This window comes from Aedoeadaptatus coli (assembly GCF_900343085.1).
GTDB lineage: Bacteria > Bacillota > Clostridia > Tissierellales > Peptoniphilaceae > Aedoeadaptatus > Aedoeadaptatus coli.
The window spans coordinates 42030-57765 of sequence record NZ_OPYI01000010.1 but is presented as its reverse complement, the minus strand read 5'-3'; the positions used below and the strand labels follow the sequence as shown (position 1 = coordinate 57765).

Annotated in this window: 17 protein-coding genes; 2 read left to right on the top strand and 15 right to left on the bottom strand. The window is 51.8% G+C overall.

What is annotated here, in order from left to right:
• Nucleotides 1-3: 3 nt before the first annotated feature.
• From coaD to DG046_RS06610, 5 genes are read right to left on the bottom strand one after another with little or no spacing between them, the layout of a single operon-like run.
• Nucleotides 4-483: a pantetheine-phosphate adenylyltransferase gene (coaD, locus tag DG046_RS06630; protein ID WP_108831724.1), complete on the bottom strand. Its 480-nt coding sequence runs from the start codon at nt 481-483 to the stop codon at nt 4-6.
• Between the two features lie 3 nt (nt 484-486).
• Complete coding sequence (gene rsmD / locus DG046_RS06625; RefSeq protein ID WP_108831723.1) at nt 487-1041, bottom strand: 16S rRNA (guanine(966)-N(2))-methyltransferase RsmD; 555 nt, start codon at nt 1039-1041, stop codon at nt 487-489.
• A 45-nt stretch (nt 1042-1086) separates the two neighbouring features.
• Nucleotides 1087-3117, bottom strand: coding sequence for an ATP-dependent DNA helicase RecG (gene recG, locus DG046_RS06620; RefSeq protein ID WP_108831722.1), 2031 nt, complete (start codon nt 3115-3117; stop codon nt 1087-1089).
• 37 nt (nt 3118-3154) lie between these two features.
• Nucleotides 3155-4789, bottom strand: a complete 1635-nt coding sequence (locus DG046_RS06615; protein WP_108831721.1) for a DAK2 domain-containing protein — start codon at nt 4787-4789, stop codon at nt 3155-3157.
• A 9-nt stretch (nt 4790-4798) separates the two neighbouring features.
• Nucleotides 4799-5152 (bottom strand): Asp23/Gls24 family envelope stress response protein, encoded by a 354-nt coding sequence (locus DG046_RS06610; protein ID WP_108831720.1) that lies wholly within the window; start codon nt 5150-5152, stop codon nt 4799-4801.
• A gap of 140 nt (nt 5153-5292) precedes the next feature.
• Here DG046_RS06610 and rpmB point away from each other — a divergent pair, with 140 nt between their 5' ends.
• The gene (gene rpmB / locus DG046_RS06605; RefSeq protein ID WP_077075217.1) at nt 5293-5484 is read left to right on the top strand and encodes a 50S ribosomal protein L28; all 192 of its coding nucleotides are present in this window, start codon (nt 5293-5295) and stop codon (nt 5482-5484) included.
• A 57-nt stretch (nt 5485-5541) separates the two neighbouring features.
• The gene (locus DG046_RS06600) at nt 5542-6489 is read left to right on the top strand and encodes a 2-hydroxyacid dehydrogenase family protein (protein WP_108831719.1); all 948 of its coding nucleotides are present in this window, start codon (nt 5542-5544) and stop codon (nt 6487-6489) included.
• Nucleotides 6490-6536: 47 nt separating this feature from the next.
• On the opposite strand, the gene DG046_RS06595 is transcribed toward DG046_RS06600, so the two are convergent.
• Genes DG046_RS06595 through def form a run of 10 tightly spaced genes read right to left on the bottom strand, consistent with a single transcriptional unit; the run spans nt 6537 to nt 15717 of the window.
• A complete protein-coding gene (locus DG046_RS06595) occupies nt 6537-7172 on the bottom strand; it encodes a thiamine diphosphokinase (RefSeq protein WP_108831718.1) in 636 nt (211 codons plus the stop codon).
• The gene (gene rpe, locus DG046_RS06590; RefSeq protein ID WP_108831717.1) at nt 7169-7810 is read right to left on the bottom strand and encodes a ribulose-phosphate 3-epimerase; all 642 of its coding nucleotides are present in this window, start codon (nt 7808-7810) and stop codon (nt 7169-7171) included. The genes DG046_RS06595 and rpe overlap by 4 nt, the downstream gene beginning before the upstream one ends.
• Nucleotides 7801-8685: a ribosome small subunit-dependent GTPase A gene (rsgA, locus tag DG046_RS06585; protein WP_108831716.1), complete on the bottom strand. Its 885-nt coding sequence runs from the start codon at nt 8683-8685 to the stop codon at nt 7801-7803. The genes rpe and rsgA overlap by 10 nt, the downstream gene beginning before the upstream one ends.
• Entirely contained in the window at nt 8685-10646 is a 1962-nt protein-coding gene (gene pknB / locus DG046_RS06580) for a Stk1 family PASTA domain-containing Ser/Thr kinase (protein ID WP_108831715.1), read from the bottom strand. The genes rsgA and pknB overlap by 1 nt, the downstream gene beginning before the upstream one ends.
• Nucleotides 10647-10650: 4 nt before the next feature.
• The gene (locus DG046_RS06575) at nt 10651-11355 is read right to left on the bottom strand and encodes a PP2C family protein-serine/threonine phosphatase (protein WP_108831714.1); all 705 of its coding nucleotides are present in this window, start codon (nt 11353-11355) and stop codon (nt 10651-10653) included.
• Between the two features lie 4 nt (nt 11356-11359).
• The gene (gene rlmN, locus DG046_RS06570) at nt 11360-12385 is read right to left on the bottom strand and encodes a dual-specificity RNA methyltransferase RlmN (protein ID WP_108831713.1); all 1026 of its coding nucleotides are present in this window, start codon (nt 12383-12385) and stop codon (nt 11360-11362) included.
• Nucleotides 12385-13638, bottom strand: coding sequence for a 16S rRNA (cytosine(967)-C(5))-methyltransferase RsmB (gene rsmB, locus DG046_RS06565; protein WP_108831712.1), 1254 nt, complete (start codon nt 13636-13638; stop codon nt 12385-12387). The genes rlmN and rsmB overlap by 1 nt, the downstream gene beginning before the upstream one ends.
• A complete protein-coding gene (locus tag DG046_RS06560) occupies nt 13638-14321 on the bottom strand; it encodes a zinc metallopeptidase (RefSeq protein WP_108831711.1) in 684 nt (227 codons plus the stop codon). The genes rsmB and DG046_RS06560 overlap by 1 nt, the downstream gene beginning before the upstream one ends.
• A complete protein-coding gene (gene fmt, locus DG046_RS06555) occupies nt 14321-15235 on the bottom strand; it encodes a methionyl-tRNA formyltransferase (RefSeq protein WP_108831710.1) in 915 nt (304 codons plus the stop codon). Before fmt ends, DG046_RS06560 begins: the two co-directional genes overlap by 1 nt.
• The gene (gene def, locus DG046_RS06550; protein ID WP_108831709.1) at nt 15235-15717 is read right to left on the bottom strand and encodes a peptide deformylase; all 483 of its coding nucleotides are present in this window, start codon (nt 15715-15717) and stop codon (nt 15235-15237) included. The genes fmt and def overlap by 1 nt, the downstream gene beginning before the upstream one ends.
• Nucleotides 15718-15736 lie beyond the last annotated feature (19 nt).

Sequence of the window (15736 nt, the reverse complement as noted above, 5' to 3'; positions counted from 1 at the left end):
AAGCTACCTTCCTCTCACTTTCCTCTTCATTGCTTCTCCCACCACTTCGGGCACAAACAGCGACGTATCGCCGTCAAACATAGCCACTTCCCTTGCAAGGGACGAGCTGATAAACAAATGCTCCTGGGTCGTCAACAGAAAGACGGTTTCCAAATTGGTTCCGTAATTTTTGTTGGCCATGGCCACGGTATACTCGTTTTCGAAATCCGAATTGGAGCGCAAACCGCGAACCACCGTAGAAACATTTCTTTTTTTCGCGTAATCCACGAGGAGCCCTTCGAAGTGATCCACTTCGACGTCTTCATCCTCTTTTAAGGTCTCCCGCAAAAGGGCCAGCCGCTCTTCTACGGTAAAGAAGCCGGGCTTTTTCTTGTTGTCCAACACGGCGACGATGACTTCGCCGAAAATAGCTTTCGCCCGGCGAATAATGTCCAAGTGACCGTAAGTGACCGGATCGAAACTGCCGGCGTAAATGACTTTCAAACTCTAATCACAACTTTCATAAATCCAAATTTTCTTCTTTCCATAGGACTTTTCCCGAACCAATGCCAGGTGTTCATAATTGGAAAAAGTATACTCCTTCGGCGCTTCAAACAGCATGCGGCCGCCCGGTGTAAGCAGGCGGCTCTCGCCGACGGCGTGGGCCGTGCGATCGTAAAAATCACGATTCGCGTAAGGAGGATCGACGTATATGTAGTCGAATGCCGTATGTTCATTCCGGGCAAGCTCGAGGCAGTGCTCGAAAGATCCTTCCACGACCCTGCTCTTGTCATTATACCCTGTTATCTTTATATTTTCACGGGTAATTCGAATACTTTCCCGGTGATTGTCGCAAAACCACGCGGATTCGGCGCCGCGACTCAAAAACTCGATGCCCATATGACCGGTTCCGGAAAATAAATCCAATACCAGGACCCCGCTAAAGGGGCCGTAGAGCAGATTAAATACATTTTCCTTAATGCGATCTTCCGTGGGGCGAATGCGATCGCCTTTCGGCGTCTTTAATCGCTGCCCCTTTTTTTCTCCCGCAATGACGCGCATGGCCACTTCCCTTCAAATTTTAGCATAATCTCTTTATCGAAACAATCAAATCCCGCTTCTCCGCGCTTCGTAGGCTTCCACTGCCTTTAATAGATCCGGCTCCTCGTCTTCGTTCAGATGCCCGCCCTGTAAAATGGCGTCGGCCTCCACCTTGGCGTAGCGCATAATGTCCATGTTTTCGAACAGATCACCGACGCGAAATTCCACGGTGCCGGATTGGCGGGTGCCGAAGAAATCGCCGCCGCCGCGAAGCTTCATGTCTTCTTCGGCGATGTAGAAGCCGTCGCCTGAGCGTTCCATAATGCGAAGGCGCTCATCGGCCTTCAGGCTGTCGTTGGCGCTGTGCAAAATGCAGTAAGCCGCCTGATCCCCGCGGCCCACGCGGCCCCGTAGCTGATGCAAGGTGGCGAGGCCAAAGCGATCGGCGTCGTACACGAAGAGCAGATTGGCATTCACCACATTGACGCCCACTTCGATGACCGTGGTGGAAATCAAAATCTGCACCTCGTTCTTTTGAAAGGCTTCCATGACCGCGTTTTTTTCTTCCGATGATAGGGCCCCGTGCATAAGGCCCACGGTGTAGTTTTTAAACCGATCCTCAGAAAAATATTTATATACGGCCTCCGCCGCGTGGAGTGGAAAATCGAGATTTTCTTCGATAAGCGGGCAGACCACATAAATCTGTTGGCCGCTCTTTAAAAACCGCTCCATAAAATCGTAGGCACCTTTCAGGCCAGATTCGTTGATCACCGTGGTCTGAACGGCTTTTCGTCCCTTTGGCATGGTTCGAATGGAGGAAATCTTCGTGTTGCCGTACATGACGATGCCGAGGCTTCTCGGAATCGGCGTCGCCGTCATAATCAAGCGGTCGCTTTTCGACTGCTTTTCCTGAAGGGCTTCCCGCTGCATGACGCCAAAGCGGTGTTGCTCGTCGGTAATGGTCAGGCCGATGCGATCGCTCTTTAAATCTTCGTTGAACAGAGCGTGGGTGCCGATAATCACGTCGCAGATGCCGCTTTCGAAATTTTCCCGAATGATTTTTTTCTTGCTTTCCTTCGTACTCCCGGTCAAGAGCTCCACCCGCACGCCGAGAGGCATAAATAAATCGAAGGCCTCTTCGTAATGCTGCTTGGCGAGGATTTCCGTCGGCGCCATGAAGAGGGCCTGATGACCCGAGGCCACGCAGGTAGCGATGGCGAGAAAAGCGAGCACGGTCTTCCCGCTGCCCACATCCCCTTGCACCAAGCGCTCCATGCGGTTGGGTGAGGCCATGTCGCGCTGAATGTCTTTCCACGCCTCTTTTTGGCCTTCCGTCAACTCAAAGGGCAGATTGGATAAAATCACTTCCGCTAAATCGGTTTTTGCCATGGAAAAGCCCGCCTCGCTCTTGCTACGATGAAAGCGGCCGAGAGCCAGTTGAAAGCGGAGAAATTCCGAAAAGATCAAGGACTGAAGGGCGACTTTTGCATCATCCAATTGCTTCGGTCCGTGGAGCACCTTCAGGGCTTCCGCCTCCGTCATAAGACCGTAGCGCACCCTGAGATACTCAGGCACCACCGGCGGAATAAACACATCCCTCAGCGCCTCTTGAATAAATTTTGCCGTGGCCTTTTGTCCCACGCCGCCTAAGATGGGATAGACGGGCGAGACGGCCAAGGCTTCTTTTCGCTTCGCCTCGTCGAAAAATTTCGGCGCGGAAAAAGACAGACGGTTTCTGAAAAATTTCGGCTTTCCGAAAATATAATAGTCTTTTCCCACCTTCAGGCTCTTGTCCAAATAGGGCATGTTGAAGAAGGTCATTTCCCCTTCCCGCGCCCCGTCGGAAATCACAAAGGTCTGCATGCTCAGGCCCTTTTTTAAGTAGCGGCGGGGCTTTTTTTCCACGAGACGAACGAAATAAGTGGCGGGCTTGTCGAAATCCGCGTGGGCAAAGTCTTTGAGCGCGCTGCCGTCTTCGTAGCGAATCGGCAACGTATACAACAGATCTTCCACGGTAAACACGGAGGCCTTATTTAGTTTTTCCGCAATTTTCTTGCCGATTCCTTTGATCTCTAAAATACTTGAACTGAGGTCCATGGCTCCTCCAATGAAAAAGCAGGCCTGCGCCTGCTTCTCACTCGACTGAAATTAAATAATAGTAAATGGGCTGATCGCCGCGCAAGATCTCCACATCCATGTCGGGGAAGGCTTCTTCCAGGCTTTCCTCGAGAGCTTCGGCATCGGCTTCGCTCACGTCCTCTCCGGCGTAGAGAGAGACGAATGTCGCGTCTTCATCCACCATCTTTTCGATCATTTCGACGGTGGTTTCATTAATGGATTGGCCCTTTGCCAAAATCTTCTTGCCGGAAATGCCGATGTAGTCGCCTTTTTTAATGGCGATGCCGTCCATTTCCGTATCCCGCACGGCATAGGTGACCTGGCCGGTGGTTAAATCGCCTACGGCTTCCATCATGGATTCCACATTTTCCTCGACGCCCTTGTCCGGCATAAAGTGGACGCATGCATTGATTCCTTCGGGAATGGATCGGGTCTTTAAGACCGTCACCTCTTTATCGGAAATCTTTGCCGCCGCTTCCGCCGCGAGGAAAATATTGCTGTTGTTGGGAAGCACGAAAATGTGTTCCGCATTGACGCGGTCGATGCCGGCCAAAATATCTTCCGTACTGGGATTCATGGTTTGTCCGCCGGTGACCAGATAGTCCACGCCGACTTGACGGAAAATTTCTTCGATGCCTTTTCCGGCGCAAATAGAGACAAAACCGTAGGGTTTCTTCTCTTCGGGCACTTCGGCATTGGAGGCTTCCACCTCGTAGTCGGTGAACAGGCGCTCGGAGTGTTGCAGGCGCATATTATCGACTTTAATGTCTTTTAAGAAGCCGTAGTTCAGCGCACTTTGAATGGCGAGCCCCGGATCGTTGGTGTGGACGTGGACCTTAATCATGCTGTCGTCGCCGACGACGATCAGGCTGTCGCCTCGGGGAATCAAATCCGCCTTCAGGTCTTCCACGTGATTGGATTTCGTGTTGACGATAAATTCCGTGCAGTAGCCGAATTTAATGTCATCTGTGGAAATTTCTTTCCGCTCGATTTTTTCCTTGCCGTGTTCGGATGCTTCCTCCGCCTCACCTAAGACGGCCTCGCCTTTCAGGGCCTTCAGCGCCCCTTCCATAATGGTTACGAGCCCTTGGCCCCCGGCATCCACGACGCCGGCTTCTTTTAATACGGGCAAGAGATTCGGCGTGTTGGCCAAAGATTCTTTCGCCCTTTCCAACACGGCTTCCGAGAACAAGATCAAATCGCTGTATTTCTTCGCGTGTTTCACGGCGAAGTCGGCGCTTTCACGGCCCACGGTGAGAATCGTGCCTTCTGTCGGCTTCATGACGGCGAGATACGTCATCTCCGATGCGCTCTTCATGGCCTGAGCGAGAACCGGCACGGTGAGCTTCTCCTGCCCCTTGAGGCCTTCTGCAAAGCCTCTGAACAGTTGAGAAAGAATGACGCCGCTATTGCCCCGGGCGCCCATGAGCGCGCCGCGGCTCATTTCGCCGGCCAAGGCGCCGAGCTCCGTGGCGTCGGATGCGAGAACCTGTTTCACGGCACTTTTTATGGTCTTCGACATATTCGTGCCCGTGTCCCCGTCGGGAACGGGAAAGACATTGAGATCGTTGACGTGTTCTTTATTTATTTCTAAAAAATTCGAAGCACTGATCAGTGCTTCCTTAAATTCTGTAATCGTAATCTGATCCATAACCTACCTCTAGTTCATTCGTATGCCTTCGACCAAAACCTCGATTTGATCGACTTCCAATCCGGTTAGCGACTCGATATTAAATTGAACCGTGTCAATAATATTTTGCCCGACGGTAGAAATGCGAATGCCGTATTCGATGATGACGTGTAAAAGAATGTGCACCCGTTCATTATCCGTGTACACCTCGATGCCTCTGGTGAGATTTTCAAATTTCAGCAATTGAAAAATTCCGTCCGTGGCATTTTTGCTGGCCATGCCCACGACGCCGTAACTTTCCATGGCGGAAACGCCCGCGATGGTGGCGATCACTTGATTATCTATGGTAATATTGCCCTTTTCGTTGGGGATCGTTATTTGCATGATTCGTCTCCTTTCCGCTTTTGGGAATTACCGTCATTATATCACATAAACATCACGGAAAAAACCGAGGGCCGATTGCAATTTATTTTTCTCTGTGGTAAAATAATCCGAGTTGAAAAAATGTCGGAGGAGGTGTAAGTATGGCAAAAAGATGTGAAATCTGCGGAAAAGAAAAAAAATTCGGTAACTCGGTTTCCTTCTCCCACAAAAGAGGAAATAGATCTTGGTCTCCGAACCTTCAACGCGTCCGCGCCGTTGTTAACGGATCGAAAAAGAGAATTTACGTATGTACGCGTTGCCTGAGATCCGGCAAGGTTGAACGCGCCCTTTAATCACGAGTCGATTCTTGAGGAATCGGCTTTTTTTATTATATTTTCAAGGAGGATAGTATGAAACTTTTTATTTCCAGTCGTGTACCCGAAGAAATCATCAAACGCTTAGAAGGCGTGGATTACAGCTACAACGACAGCAATGTTCCCATGACGAAAGAAGAAATTATCGCGGGCCTTCAGGGAAAAGACGCCCTGATCTGTCCCCTGTCGGATAAGATCGACAAAGAAGTCATTGATGCTGCAAAGGATTTAAAACTGATTTTAAATTACGGCGCCGGCTTCGATAACATCGACATCGCCTATGCCCGCGAAAAAGGCATCGTCGTCTGCAACGCACCGGCTCCCTCCTCCGCCGTTTCCACCGCCGAATTGGCCTTTACCTTAATGCTGGCACAAGCGCGGCAATTGATTCGCGGCGAAAAGGATCTTCGTGAAGGCGGCTTCCACGGATGGCGCCCCACCTACTTCCTTGGCCAACAATTAAAGGGAAAGACCCTGGGTATTTTCGGCATGGGAAATATCGGTCAAAACTTGGCGAAGCGCGCCCTTGCTTTCGACATGAAGGTTATTTACAATTCGAGAAATCGCAAAGAAGCCATCGAAGAATTAGGTGCCACCTATGTATCCTTTGAAGAACTGTTGAAGGAATCGGACTTCATCAGCCTTCACTCCGCCTTCGTTCCCGAATTGAAGCACAAATTCGACGCCGACGCTTTTAAGGCCATGAAGAAATCCGCCACCTTCATCAATGCGGCTCGCGGCCCGTTAATCGACGAACAGGCTCTGGCCGATGCGTTAAAAGACGGCACCATCGCCGGCGCCGCCTTGGACGTCTATGAATTCGAACCGAAGGTCACGGAAGATCTTTTGCATCTCGACAATGTGACCTTGGCGCCTCACCTGGGCAATGCCACGGTGGAAGCACGCCTTGAGATGGGCAATGCCTGCGTCGACAATCTGGAAGATTTCATCGCCGGAAAGAAGCCGAGAAATCAAGTGAATTAAGCGCAACAAAAAAAGCCCTTCGGGGCCTTTTTTGATTGGCGGAAATGCTATTCATCTTTCGAATGGATGATGAGCATCTTTCCCTCGTGCAGTGTCACCTTGCCCGCGTCCTTCAGCAATTCGTTGCTGACGCCGCGGGTTTTTTTTCTGGAAAGCTTTAAGTGGTCCACTTCGTATTTAAATCCTTCGGTGGAAATGGTGATGGCGTCGGTAACGGGAACAAAACTTACATAGTGAAATCCTAGCTTTTCGATGGCGTAGGTACCGGGGCCGACCATGCGCAGGCGATTGTTTTCGTCGATCATGGTGATCTTTGCCTTTTCGTCAAGATAGGCTTCCATGGAAAAAATCGTCGCCACGCTGTGATCCCAACGGCTGCCCGTACCGCCTAAAATATGAATTTCATCGGGCTCGTATTCCAACATGCGCGTCATGGCCATTTCCGTGTCCGTCTCATCTTTCATCGGCGGAAGCACTTCGATGGGAAGTTGCTTTTCTTTCAGTTCAGCCAGGCGATGGGAGCTGTCGAAATCGCCGATCACGAGCTTCAATTTTTCCGGCACATGAGCCAGCGCGTCGTAGCCGCCGTCGGCACAGATAATGCCGTCGGCCCAGCGAATTTCGCTTTCAAGCAGTTCCCTTGACGGACGCCGCCCGCCGGTAACGATCAATCCCCGCTTCATAGGCGTTTCAATGCGTCGATGGCAGCTGTGGGATCGTCGTGTTTAAAGATGTAGGATCCCGCCACCAAGCTGTCGCAGCCCGCTTCCACCATGGATGCGCCGGTGGTTTCGTTGATTCCGCCGTCCACCATGATTTCCAAATCTTCGCGATGGGTCATGGCCCGTAATTGCTTCGCCTTTTCGATGGTGGAGGAGATAAAGGATTGACCGCCGAAGCCGGGATTGACGCTCATTAAAAGCACGAGATCCACATCGTCGAGCAGGTAGCGAACGGATTCGGGATTTTGAGACGGGTTTAAGCTGATGCCGGCCTTGATCCCCGCTTCTTTTATGCGGTGAATCAGTCGATGGGCGTGAATGGTGGCGTCGGTGTGAAACGTAATTCGATCGGCGCCGGCGGCGATGTAGTCATCCACGGAATCTTCCGGCTTCTCGATCATCAAATGGACGTCGAAGGGAATGGCGGTGAAGGGGCGAATGGCCTTGATGACCGGCGGGCCGAAGGTCAGATTCGGCACATACTTGCCGTCCATTACGTCGATGTGAATGTAATCCACCACTCTCTCGTCCAAGAAGGTGATGGCTTCACCTAATTTCGCAAAATCTGCCGATAATATCGACGGTGCCACTAACGCCATTTTCCATTCTCCTTTTCTACTAATTCCTCGTAAAAACGCAAATAATTTTCATAGCGACTGCTCGCCAAATCGCCGCTTTCGTAGGCCTCACGCACGGCACAGCCGGGCTCTTTCACGTGGCGACAATCCAGAAATTTGCAGTCTTGAATAAAAGGCACAAAGTCTCTGAAATGCACGTCCAAATCCACTGATGCGATGGAGTCGATTTCGATGCTGGAAAACCCGGGTGTATCGAAGAGATACATGCCCTTCTCTCCGGTAAAGATCTCCGTATGCCGCGTCGTGTGCTTGCCGCGATTGGTCTTTTCGCTCACCGTGCCCGTTTCCAAATCCAAATTCAAGATACGGTTTAAGAACGTGGTCTTCCCCGAGCCGGAGACGCCGCTTAAGACCGTGGTCTTTTCATAGAGCATCTCCCTCAGCCGATTCACCGACTCCTCGTCGGCTTCCGACAAGCCCATGACTCGGTAGCCGCAGCCTTCGTAAAGGGTGCGCAGGCGATCCGCTTCTTCGGGATCCATGTCTTGTTTCGATACGACGGGGACGACGCTGACGTTTTTCTGTTCGTAGTAAGCCAGCATTTTATCCACCAAATACAAATTGTATTTGGGATTCGCCGTGGGGATGAAAAGCAAAATTTGATCCACATTGGCCACCGGCGGGCGGAGCAGACTGTTTTTTCTCGGCAAAATTTCTTCAACCGAATTCAGCCTGTCTCCCTCGTCGATTAAAAGCTCCACGTAATCGCCTACCACGGGTTTTCGATTCTGATGGCGAAAAATGCCTCGGGCCCGCGTTTCGTACACTTCGCCGTCTTCGGCGGCCACGTAGTAAAAGCCGCCGAGCAGCTTCGTGATTCTACCCTTCTTTTTCATTAAAAGTTCACCGATTTAACCACATTGCCGTCTACGCGCATATAGGCTTTGTCGCCGGGGCTTCCCTGCACCGGATAGGATACGGAGGAGCCACCCATGACTTCTTCGTGATTGACCACACGCTCGCTTCCGCCGGACTCTACCACGACTTCGATTTCGTGGGTTTCGCCGTCGTCCGGAATGCGGTGGGAAATGTTCTTGTGGCTCACTTGGCCTTCGTTTTCGTCACCGGACTCGCCGCTGCCTGCGCGTTTGCTCACGATAATGTCCACGGTGGAACCTTGTTTGATTTGATTGCCGCTATTGTATTGTTGCCATACGACTTCGCCGGGGCCGACGGAAATATCTTCCCGCTCTTCCACATTGCCCAGCTTCAAACCCTGTTCTTTAAGAAGGGCTCTCGCTTTGTCGATGGAAACGCCTTTTAAATTGGGAACGATGGTCGTCTTGTCGTCTTGGCCCTTGCTCATGACCACGTGGACGCTGTCGCCCTTGGGAAGTTCTTCTTGGGACTTCGGCTTTTGACTGATGATTCGATCCGCCGGAACGGAATCGCTATATTCCGTTTTATCCACGACTAAATTGAGTCCCGCAGTCTTTAAAGTGGACTGCGCTTCGGAGATGGTCATGTTCTCCAGATCGGGAACCTTTACTTTTTCCGTCTCCTTGGCGATGACAACAGAGAATTGGTCTCCTCGCTTCAGGACTTCCCCTTCGTCCACGGATTGCGACAATATGGTGCCGGGTTTTATCCCCTCGTCCGATTCCTTCTCGTCAATTTCCAACTTCAAGTCATTTGAAGCGGCGAAGTCCTTGGCTTCGGAAACATCTTTTCCGATTAAGTCGATCATTTCCACCGCCGCATCTTTCTGATTGGAAATCAGCATGTCTTTGATCTTCGATCCGCCGAAAGCCAGGCCGAAGAGAAGCAACAGAGCCAGCAAGACCCCGCCGATGGTGGCCAGGGGATTGCTCTTTTTCTTGGGTTTTTTCACCGGGATCGGCCGAGTGTTTCGCTTCGTCGGTCCCACCGCATCTCTCGGCGCCGTCGCATCGTTTTGAAGGCGGTTTGCACTCGGCGGAATCACCACCGTGGTTCCGGTAGCCGTTTGGCCGCGGTCGCCGTACACTTTGCCAAGCAAAATGGCCTTCACATCTTCGATGATCAAACTCACATTGGCATAGCGATCCGACGGTTTTTTCTCCGTCATGTGTTTAAAGACACGGTCCACTTCCGGACTCACCCTGGGGTTTCGCTCCGACGGCATGGGAATGTCGTTTTGAACGTGCATTAAGGCAACGGTAATGGGATTTTCCGAATCAAAGGGCACGTCGCCTGTGAGCATTTCGAATAAGACGATGCCCATGGAGTAGATATCGCTTCTGGCATCGACTTTTTGGCCGCGAGCCTGCTCCGGCGAAAAGTAATGGACGCTTCCCATGACCGCATTGGTGACGGTGACCGTGGCGTTTCCCGCCATGCGGGCGATGCCGAAGTCCGTGACCTTTACGCGATTGTCTCGGGTCACCATAATGTTTTGAGACTTAATGTCCCGATGGATAATGTTTTTATTGTGGGCGATTTTTAAAGCCTCGGCGATTTGAATCAGGTAATTCAACGCCTGATTCTGGCTCAACATGCCCTCTTCTTTAATTAATTCCTTTAACGTCTTTCCGTCGATGTATTCCATGACGATGTAGTAGACGTCTTCGTCGCCCACGGTTTCCATGCCCACGTCGTAGATACTTACGATATTCGGGTGAGAAATACTGGCGGCAGCCAAAGATTCTCGGCGGAATTTGCGAATGAAGTTTTCGTCTTCGTTGTATTCGCTCTTTAAGACTTTGATGGCAACGATTCTGTCCAGCCTGCGGTCGTGGGCCTTGTAGACATCGCCCATGCCGCCGCTTCCGATTCGTTTCAGGCATTCGTACCTGTCAGCTAAAATCATTCCTTGCATACCTTCACCTGCTCTTATCTAGTACAATGACGGTGATATTGTCTTTTCCGCCACCATCCAGGGCTTTTTTCACCAGTTTCTTCGAGATATCGCCCTTTTCCGTTTCCAATACATTTTGAATCTCGGCGCTCTCCACCACGTCGGAGAGGCCGTCGGAACAGAGGATGATAAATTTTAAATCCGCATCCAGGCTTCGAATTTGAAAATCCACGCCTTGAGTCGTGCCTAAAGCCTTTGTCAGGACATTTTTCTTCGGATGGACGCGGGCCTCTTCTTCGGAGATATCGCCGATATCCAAGAGATAATTGACGAAGCTATCGTCTTTTGAAATTTGAAAGAGGGCGTCGTCGTAACCGTAGATTCTGGAATCGCCGATGTTAATGTAGTAAAGCTTGCCATCAAGCAGATAAATCAAACTCAACGTGGTTCCCATGCCCCGGTACTTTAAATGGGCCGCGGACTGATCGAAAATCTCTTGATTCACGTCCCGCACGCCGTTGTTTAAAAGGTCTAAAAGTTCCCGTTCACTTTCCACGGGAACGGAGAGAACTTCTTTTAAGCGGTTCACGGCCAAGGCGCTGGCCTTTTCCCCCGCCGCGTGGCCGCCCATGCCGTCGGCTAAAATGGCAAAGCGCTTTTTCGGATCCACGTAGTAACTGTCTTCATTGTTTTCTCTGCCACCGATATGGGTGTATGCAGAAATTATCATAGTATCACCTTGTCTTTATGGCTTCAGAACCCGCTTTTAATTGTCCACAGCTGGCCTGTATGTCACTGCCTAATTCTCTACGTATTGTACATGATACGCCGCTTTGAGACAACTCTCGTTGAAAGCGCAGGATGTGTTCTTTGGACGGTTTTTTCTCTGCGAAATGGGCCGTGTCGTTCAGGGCGATTAAGTTCACGTGACAGGGAAGGCCCTTGGTAAGGGCTTTCATCTCGCGAATGTTTCTCGGTTGATCGTTTTTCCCCTGAATCAATGTGTATTCCAAGGTGATCCGCTGTTTTGTCTCGTCGCAGTAATCCCTGAGGGCGGAAAAAAGTTCGTCTAAATTATAGCTGTTGGCGACGGGCATCAGTGCCTCCCTGGCCGATTGATCCGTCTCGTGAAGGCTGACGGCCAAATTAACGGGCAGGCCCTCCTTCGCCAAACGGCCGATGCCGTCGACGAGGCCGCAAGTGGAAATGGTCATGGAGCGGTAGCTCTTGTTCTTTCCCTTGGGTTCGTGGAGAAGTTTCAAAAAGCGCAACACATTGTCGTAATTGTCCAAGGGCTCGCCGCTCCCCATAAGGATGATGTTTCCCACGGAGATCTCTTCATTTTCTTCCACGGCGTAGATCTGTGAAAGCATTTCATAAGGCGTGAGATCGCGGATGCGGCCCTTGAGTGTGGACACGCAAAAGCTACACCCCATGCGGCAACCGACTTGCGTCGATACACACAGGCTGTAGCCGTAATGGTATTTCATCAAAACCCCTTCGACGATCTCCCCGTCTTCCATTTCGTAGAGGTACTTCTTCGTCTCGTCCAGCTTCGACGCCAGACGCTTCACGATTTTGGCGCCGCGAAGAGGCGCGGGAAGACTCTTCTTCAAGGAATCCGGCACATTCGAAAGCTCCTCGAGGGCCTTTCGTTGACCGTGAATGCCTTCGAAGAGTTGCGTTGCGCGAAAACTTTTTTCGCCGAAGCCGGCGACGTAGGCCTTTAGTTCCTCAGGCGTCATTTCCATCCAATGCATTAGGCATCCTTTCTTACGATACAAGCCATGGTAAACCCGTCGGTACCGTGGCGATGGGGCCAGTAGCGCGTTCCCTTTTCCTTTAATCGACACTCCGGATGATCCGACAAGAAGGAATGAAGCACGCCTTCATTTTCTTCCACGGTGACGCTGCAGGTGCTGTACACCAGCTCGCCGCCGTCGTTTAACGCGTCGTAGGCATTTTCCAGCAAGAGCCGTTGCACCCGGGCCAGCTGGAGCACGTCGTCGTATCCGACGCGGTACTTGATCTCGGGTTTTCTTCGGATCAGGCCCAGGCCCGTACAGGGCGCGTCCACCAAAATGCGATCGTATTTTTTCTTCGGCAGGGGCGTTTTTCCGTCCCGTACCGCCGTGGTGATGTTCTTATATCCCAAACGGCGGATGTTTTCTTCCATGCGCACCAGGCGCTCGGCTGAAGCATCGAAGGCGTCCACGTGGGCAAATTGTTCCGCCATTTGAAAGCTCTTTCCGCCGGGTGCTGCGCAAAGATCCATGGCCTGCGCCTCTTTATCCGGCGTAAATAATGAAACCACCGCCTGAGACGCCGCGTCTTGAACGTAAAAGCGCCCTTCTTTGTAGGCCTCGGTTTCAAAAAGGCCTCGGGGATGTTTTACGACCACGGCGGATTTGGGCTTCGTTCTTTCGCAGGTAAAACCTTCATCCTCAAGCTCTCCGATCAGCGCCTCGGCACTCACGGAGACCGGGCGCAGAGTTAAGGGCGCAGGATCGAAGGTGGATTTTAAAAATTCTTCCGTTTCGTCTTTTAAAAGGCGCTGAAAATAGCGCACCCATTCTTCAGGGAAGCTGTAAGTGACGGCGAGACGGCGCACTTCGTCGTCGACATGGACCTTAAAGGCCTCGTCTCCTTCCCGAATCACTTGCCTCAACACGCCGTTGACAAGCCCGGAGGCGCCGACATTCGAGATGATCTTTGCCATTTTCACAGTTTCGTTGACCACCGCGTGGTCCGGCACCCGATCCAGAAAGTGCATTTGATAGAGGGCCATGCGCAGGAATTGGCGGATGTTTTGATCCAGGTTTTCCGGCTTTTTCACGAAGCGATGGATCACGTAATCTAAAAACAGCTTGTTTTGCACCGTGCCGTAGACGATGGTCTCCGCCAGGTTGCGGTCCGCCTCTTTGAGTCCCTTGGGATCAAAGGCGTCTTGAATAAAGGCGCCGTTCTCCACTTTTTCCAGCGTGGTGAGGGCGAGAAAACGGGGATTTCGCATCAGTCCCGTCTCCTTCCCAGAGAAATAAATCGCAGCAAGGTGCCGATGGCCGTGAGCAGGCTCGCAACATAAGTGAGGGCCGCCGCGGAAAGAATGCGCTCCACGCCCACCATTTCTTCGCCGGATAGGACGCCGTCGGCTAATATGGCTTTAGCTCGGCGGCTGGCGTCGTATTCCACGGGCAACGTCATCAGTTGAAACAAAACGGTAATGGCAAAGAGGGCAATGCCCAATTTCATCAAAGGCTCGAAGGCAAAGAGGCCGATAAAGATCAATAAAAAGGACAGATTCGATCCCAAGTTTGCCGCAGGCACGATGGCGTTTCTGAATTTAAGGGGCGCGTAGGATTCGTTATGTTGAATGGCGTGGCCGCATTCGTGGGCGGCGATGCCCAGGGCCGCGATGGATGTGGAGTCATAGACGGGATCGGACAGGCGCAACACCTTTTGCGTCGGATCGTAGTGGTCGGTTAAGCTCCCCCGCACGCGGTCCACTCGCACGTCGTAAATGCCGTGGCCTCTCAAGATCATTTCCGCCACGGAGCGGCCGGTAAGGCCTTCGCCATTGGTGACGCGACTGTATTTATCGAAATTTGTCTTGATTTTCGATTGGGCGTAAAGGGCCAAGAGAAAGCCGGGAAGAATATAAATCAAGTAATCCCAATTGTAGTACATGCCGTACATCAGATTTCTCCCTTCTCATCCAAGTGGGCACCGGCAAGGTACGAGCCGATGGCCATGCGTTTTTTGCCGGGACGTTGGATTTCCTTTAATAAGACGGAGCCGTCTTTGGTTCCGATCCACAGCTTCTTTTTCGTCGCTTTATAATGACCTGTCGGTACTTTTTCGTCGCTTACTTCGCCGTCGTAGACTTTCAGGCGCTCGTCCCGAAAGAGGAAATGGGCGCCGGGCTCCGGCGAAAAGGCGCGAATCTTTCGTACAAATTCCTTCGCCGTCAGCTCGTCGGCGCGAAGGGCCAGAAGCTCGTCGTCGATTTTTGCCGCATAGGTGGCCCCATCGTGTTCCTGTTCCGTGAAGCTGACGGTGTTTTTTTCAAGATCTGTGACAAATTCTCGGATTAAATCCGCGCCGAAATCCGCTAATTCGTCGTGAATGGCGCCGAAGTTTTTGTCGCCGATCGTGGTTTTCTTCATGGCGTAGACCGGTCCGCTGTCCAGTCCCGCTTCCACTTTCATGAGGCTTACGCCGGTTTCTTCATCGCCGTTCAGAATGGCCCACTGCATGGGCGCCGCGCCCCGATACTTCGGGAGCAGGGAGCTGTGGACGTTTACGATGTGTTTCTTCGGCAGGGCCAGCACGTCTTCCGAGAGAATTTGTCCGTAGGCCACGACGACGAATAGATCCGCATCCTGTGCTCTCAGTTTTTCCAGCGATTCTTCCGTGTTGCAGCTATGGGGCTGATAGACCTCGATCCCCAAGACTTCAGCGCGGGTCTTCACCGGCGTGGGCAAGAGCTTTTTCCCGCGGCCTTTTTTCTTGTCTTCCCGGGTCACGACCAAGGTGACGTCGCAGATTTCGTTTAAGGCATTCAGTGTGGGCACGGCAAAATCAGGCGTGCCGAAAAAGACCGCTTTCATCATTCCGCCTCGCTCTCGTTCGACCCGTCGACATCGTACATTTCATCGGTCAGATCCGTGTAGAGAATCCCCTCTAAATGATCCATTTCGTGTTGGATGATTCGGGCGAGAAAATCTTCGGCTTCCAGGGTCTTCGCTTCCCCGTCGCGGTCGGTGTAGTTGATTTTGATCTTTTCAAAGCGTTTCACCTTGCCGACGCGTTCGGGGACGCTTAAACAGCCTTCCAAGGCCTCAGACGACCCTTCTTCCGCCACGCGCTCGGGATTGATGAGCACGATCTTCGTTCCTTCGTAATCGTCGATGACGATGAGTTGTTTTAATTTTCCGATTTGCACGGCGGCCAGGCCCACGCCCTGTGCCTCGTACATGGTTTCGTACATATCGTCGATGAGGCGGTGGAGATCCTCGTCGATGACCTCTACCTTTCGGGACTTTTTGCGCAATATGGGATCGCCGTCGATGCGAATTTGTAATTTAGCCATTCTTCACTTCCTTCTCTTT

Excerpts from the sequence above, each read along its gene's own strand:
- rsmD (WP_108831723.1), bottom strand. The coding sequence starts at position 1,041 with ATGCGCGTCATTGCGGGAGAAAAAAAGGGGCAGCGATTAAAGACGCCG.
- recG (WP_108831722.1), bottom strand. The coding sequence starts at position 3,117 with ATGGACCTCAGTTCAAGTATTTTAGAGATCAAAGGAATCGGCAAGAAA.
- DG046_RS06615 (WP_108831721.1), bottom strand. The coding sequence starts at position 4,789 with ATGGATCAGATTACGATTACAGAATTTAAGGAAGCACTGATCAGTGCT.
- DG046_RS06610 (WP_108831720.1), bottom strand. The coding sequence starts at position 5,152 with ATGCAAATAACGATCCCCAACGAAAAGGGCAATATTACCATAGATAAT.
- rpmB (WP_077075217.1), top strand. The coding sequence starts at position 5,293 with ATGGCAAAAAGATGTGAAATCTGCGGAAAAGAAAAAAAATTCGGTAAC.
- DG046_RS06600 (WP_108831719.1), top strand. The coding sequence starts at position 5,542 with ATGAAACTTTTTATTTCCAGTCGTGTACCCGAAGAAATCATCAAACGC.
- DG046_RS06595 (WP_108831718.1), bottom strand. The coding sequence starts at position 7,172 with ATGAAGCGGGGATTGATCGTTACCGGCGGGCGGCGTCCGTCAAGGGAA.
- rpe (WP_108831717.1), bottom strand. The coding sequence starts at position 7,810 with ATGGCGTTAGTGGCACCGTCGATATTATCGGCAGATTTTGCGAAATTA.
- rsgA (WP_108831716.1), bottom strand. The coding sequence starts at position 8,685 with ATGAAAAAGAAGGGTAGAATCACGAAGCTGCTCGGCGGCTTTTACTAC.
- pknB (WP_108831715.1), bottom strand. The coding sequence starts at position 10,646 with ATGCAAGGAATGATTTTAGCTGACAGGTACGAATGCCTGAAACGAATC.
- DG046_RS06575 (WP_108831714.1), bottom strand. The coding sequence starts at position 11,355 with ATGATAATTTCTGCATACACCCATATCGGTGGCAGAGAAAACAATGAA.
- rlmN (WP_108831713.1), bottom strand. The coding sequence starts at position 12,385 with ATGCATTGGATGGAAATGACGCCTGAGGAACTAAAGGCCTACGTCGCC.
- rsmB (WP_108831712.1), bottom strand. The coding sequence starts at position 13,638 with ATGCGAAATCCCCGTTTTCTCGCCCTCACCACGCTGGAAAAAGTGGAG.
- DG046_RS06560 (WP_108831711.1), bottom strand. The coding sequence starts at position 14,321 with ATGTACGGCATGTACTACAATTGGGATTACTTGATTTATATTCTTCCC.
- fmt (WP_108831710.1), bottom strand. The coding sequence starts at position 15,235 with ATGAAAGCGGTCTTTTTCGGCACGCCTGATTTTGCCGTGCCCACACTG.
- def (WP_108831709.1), bottom strand. The coding sequence starts at position 15,717 with ATGGCTAAATTACAAATTCGCATCGACGGCGATCCCATATTGCGCAAA.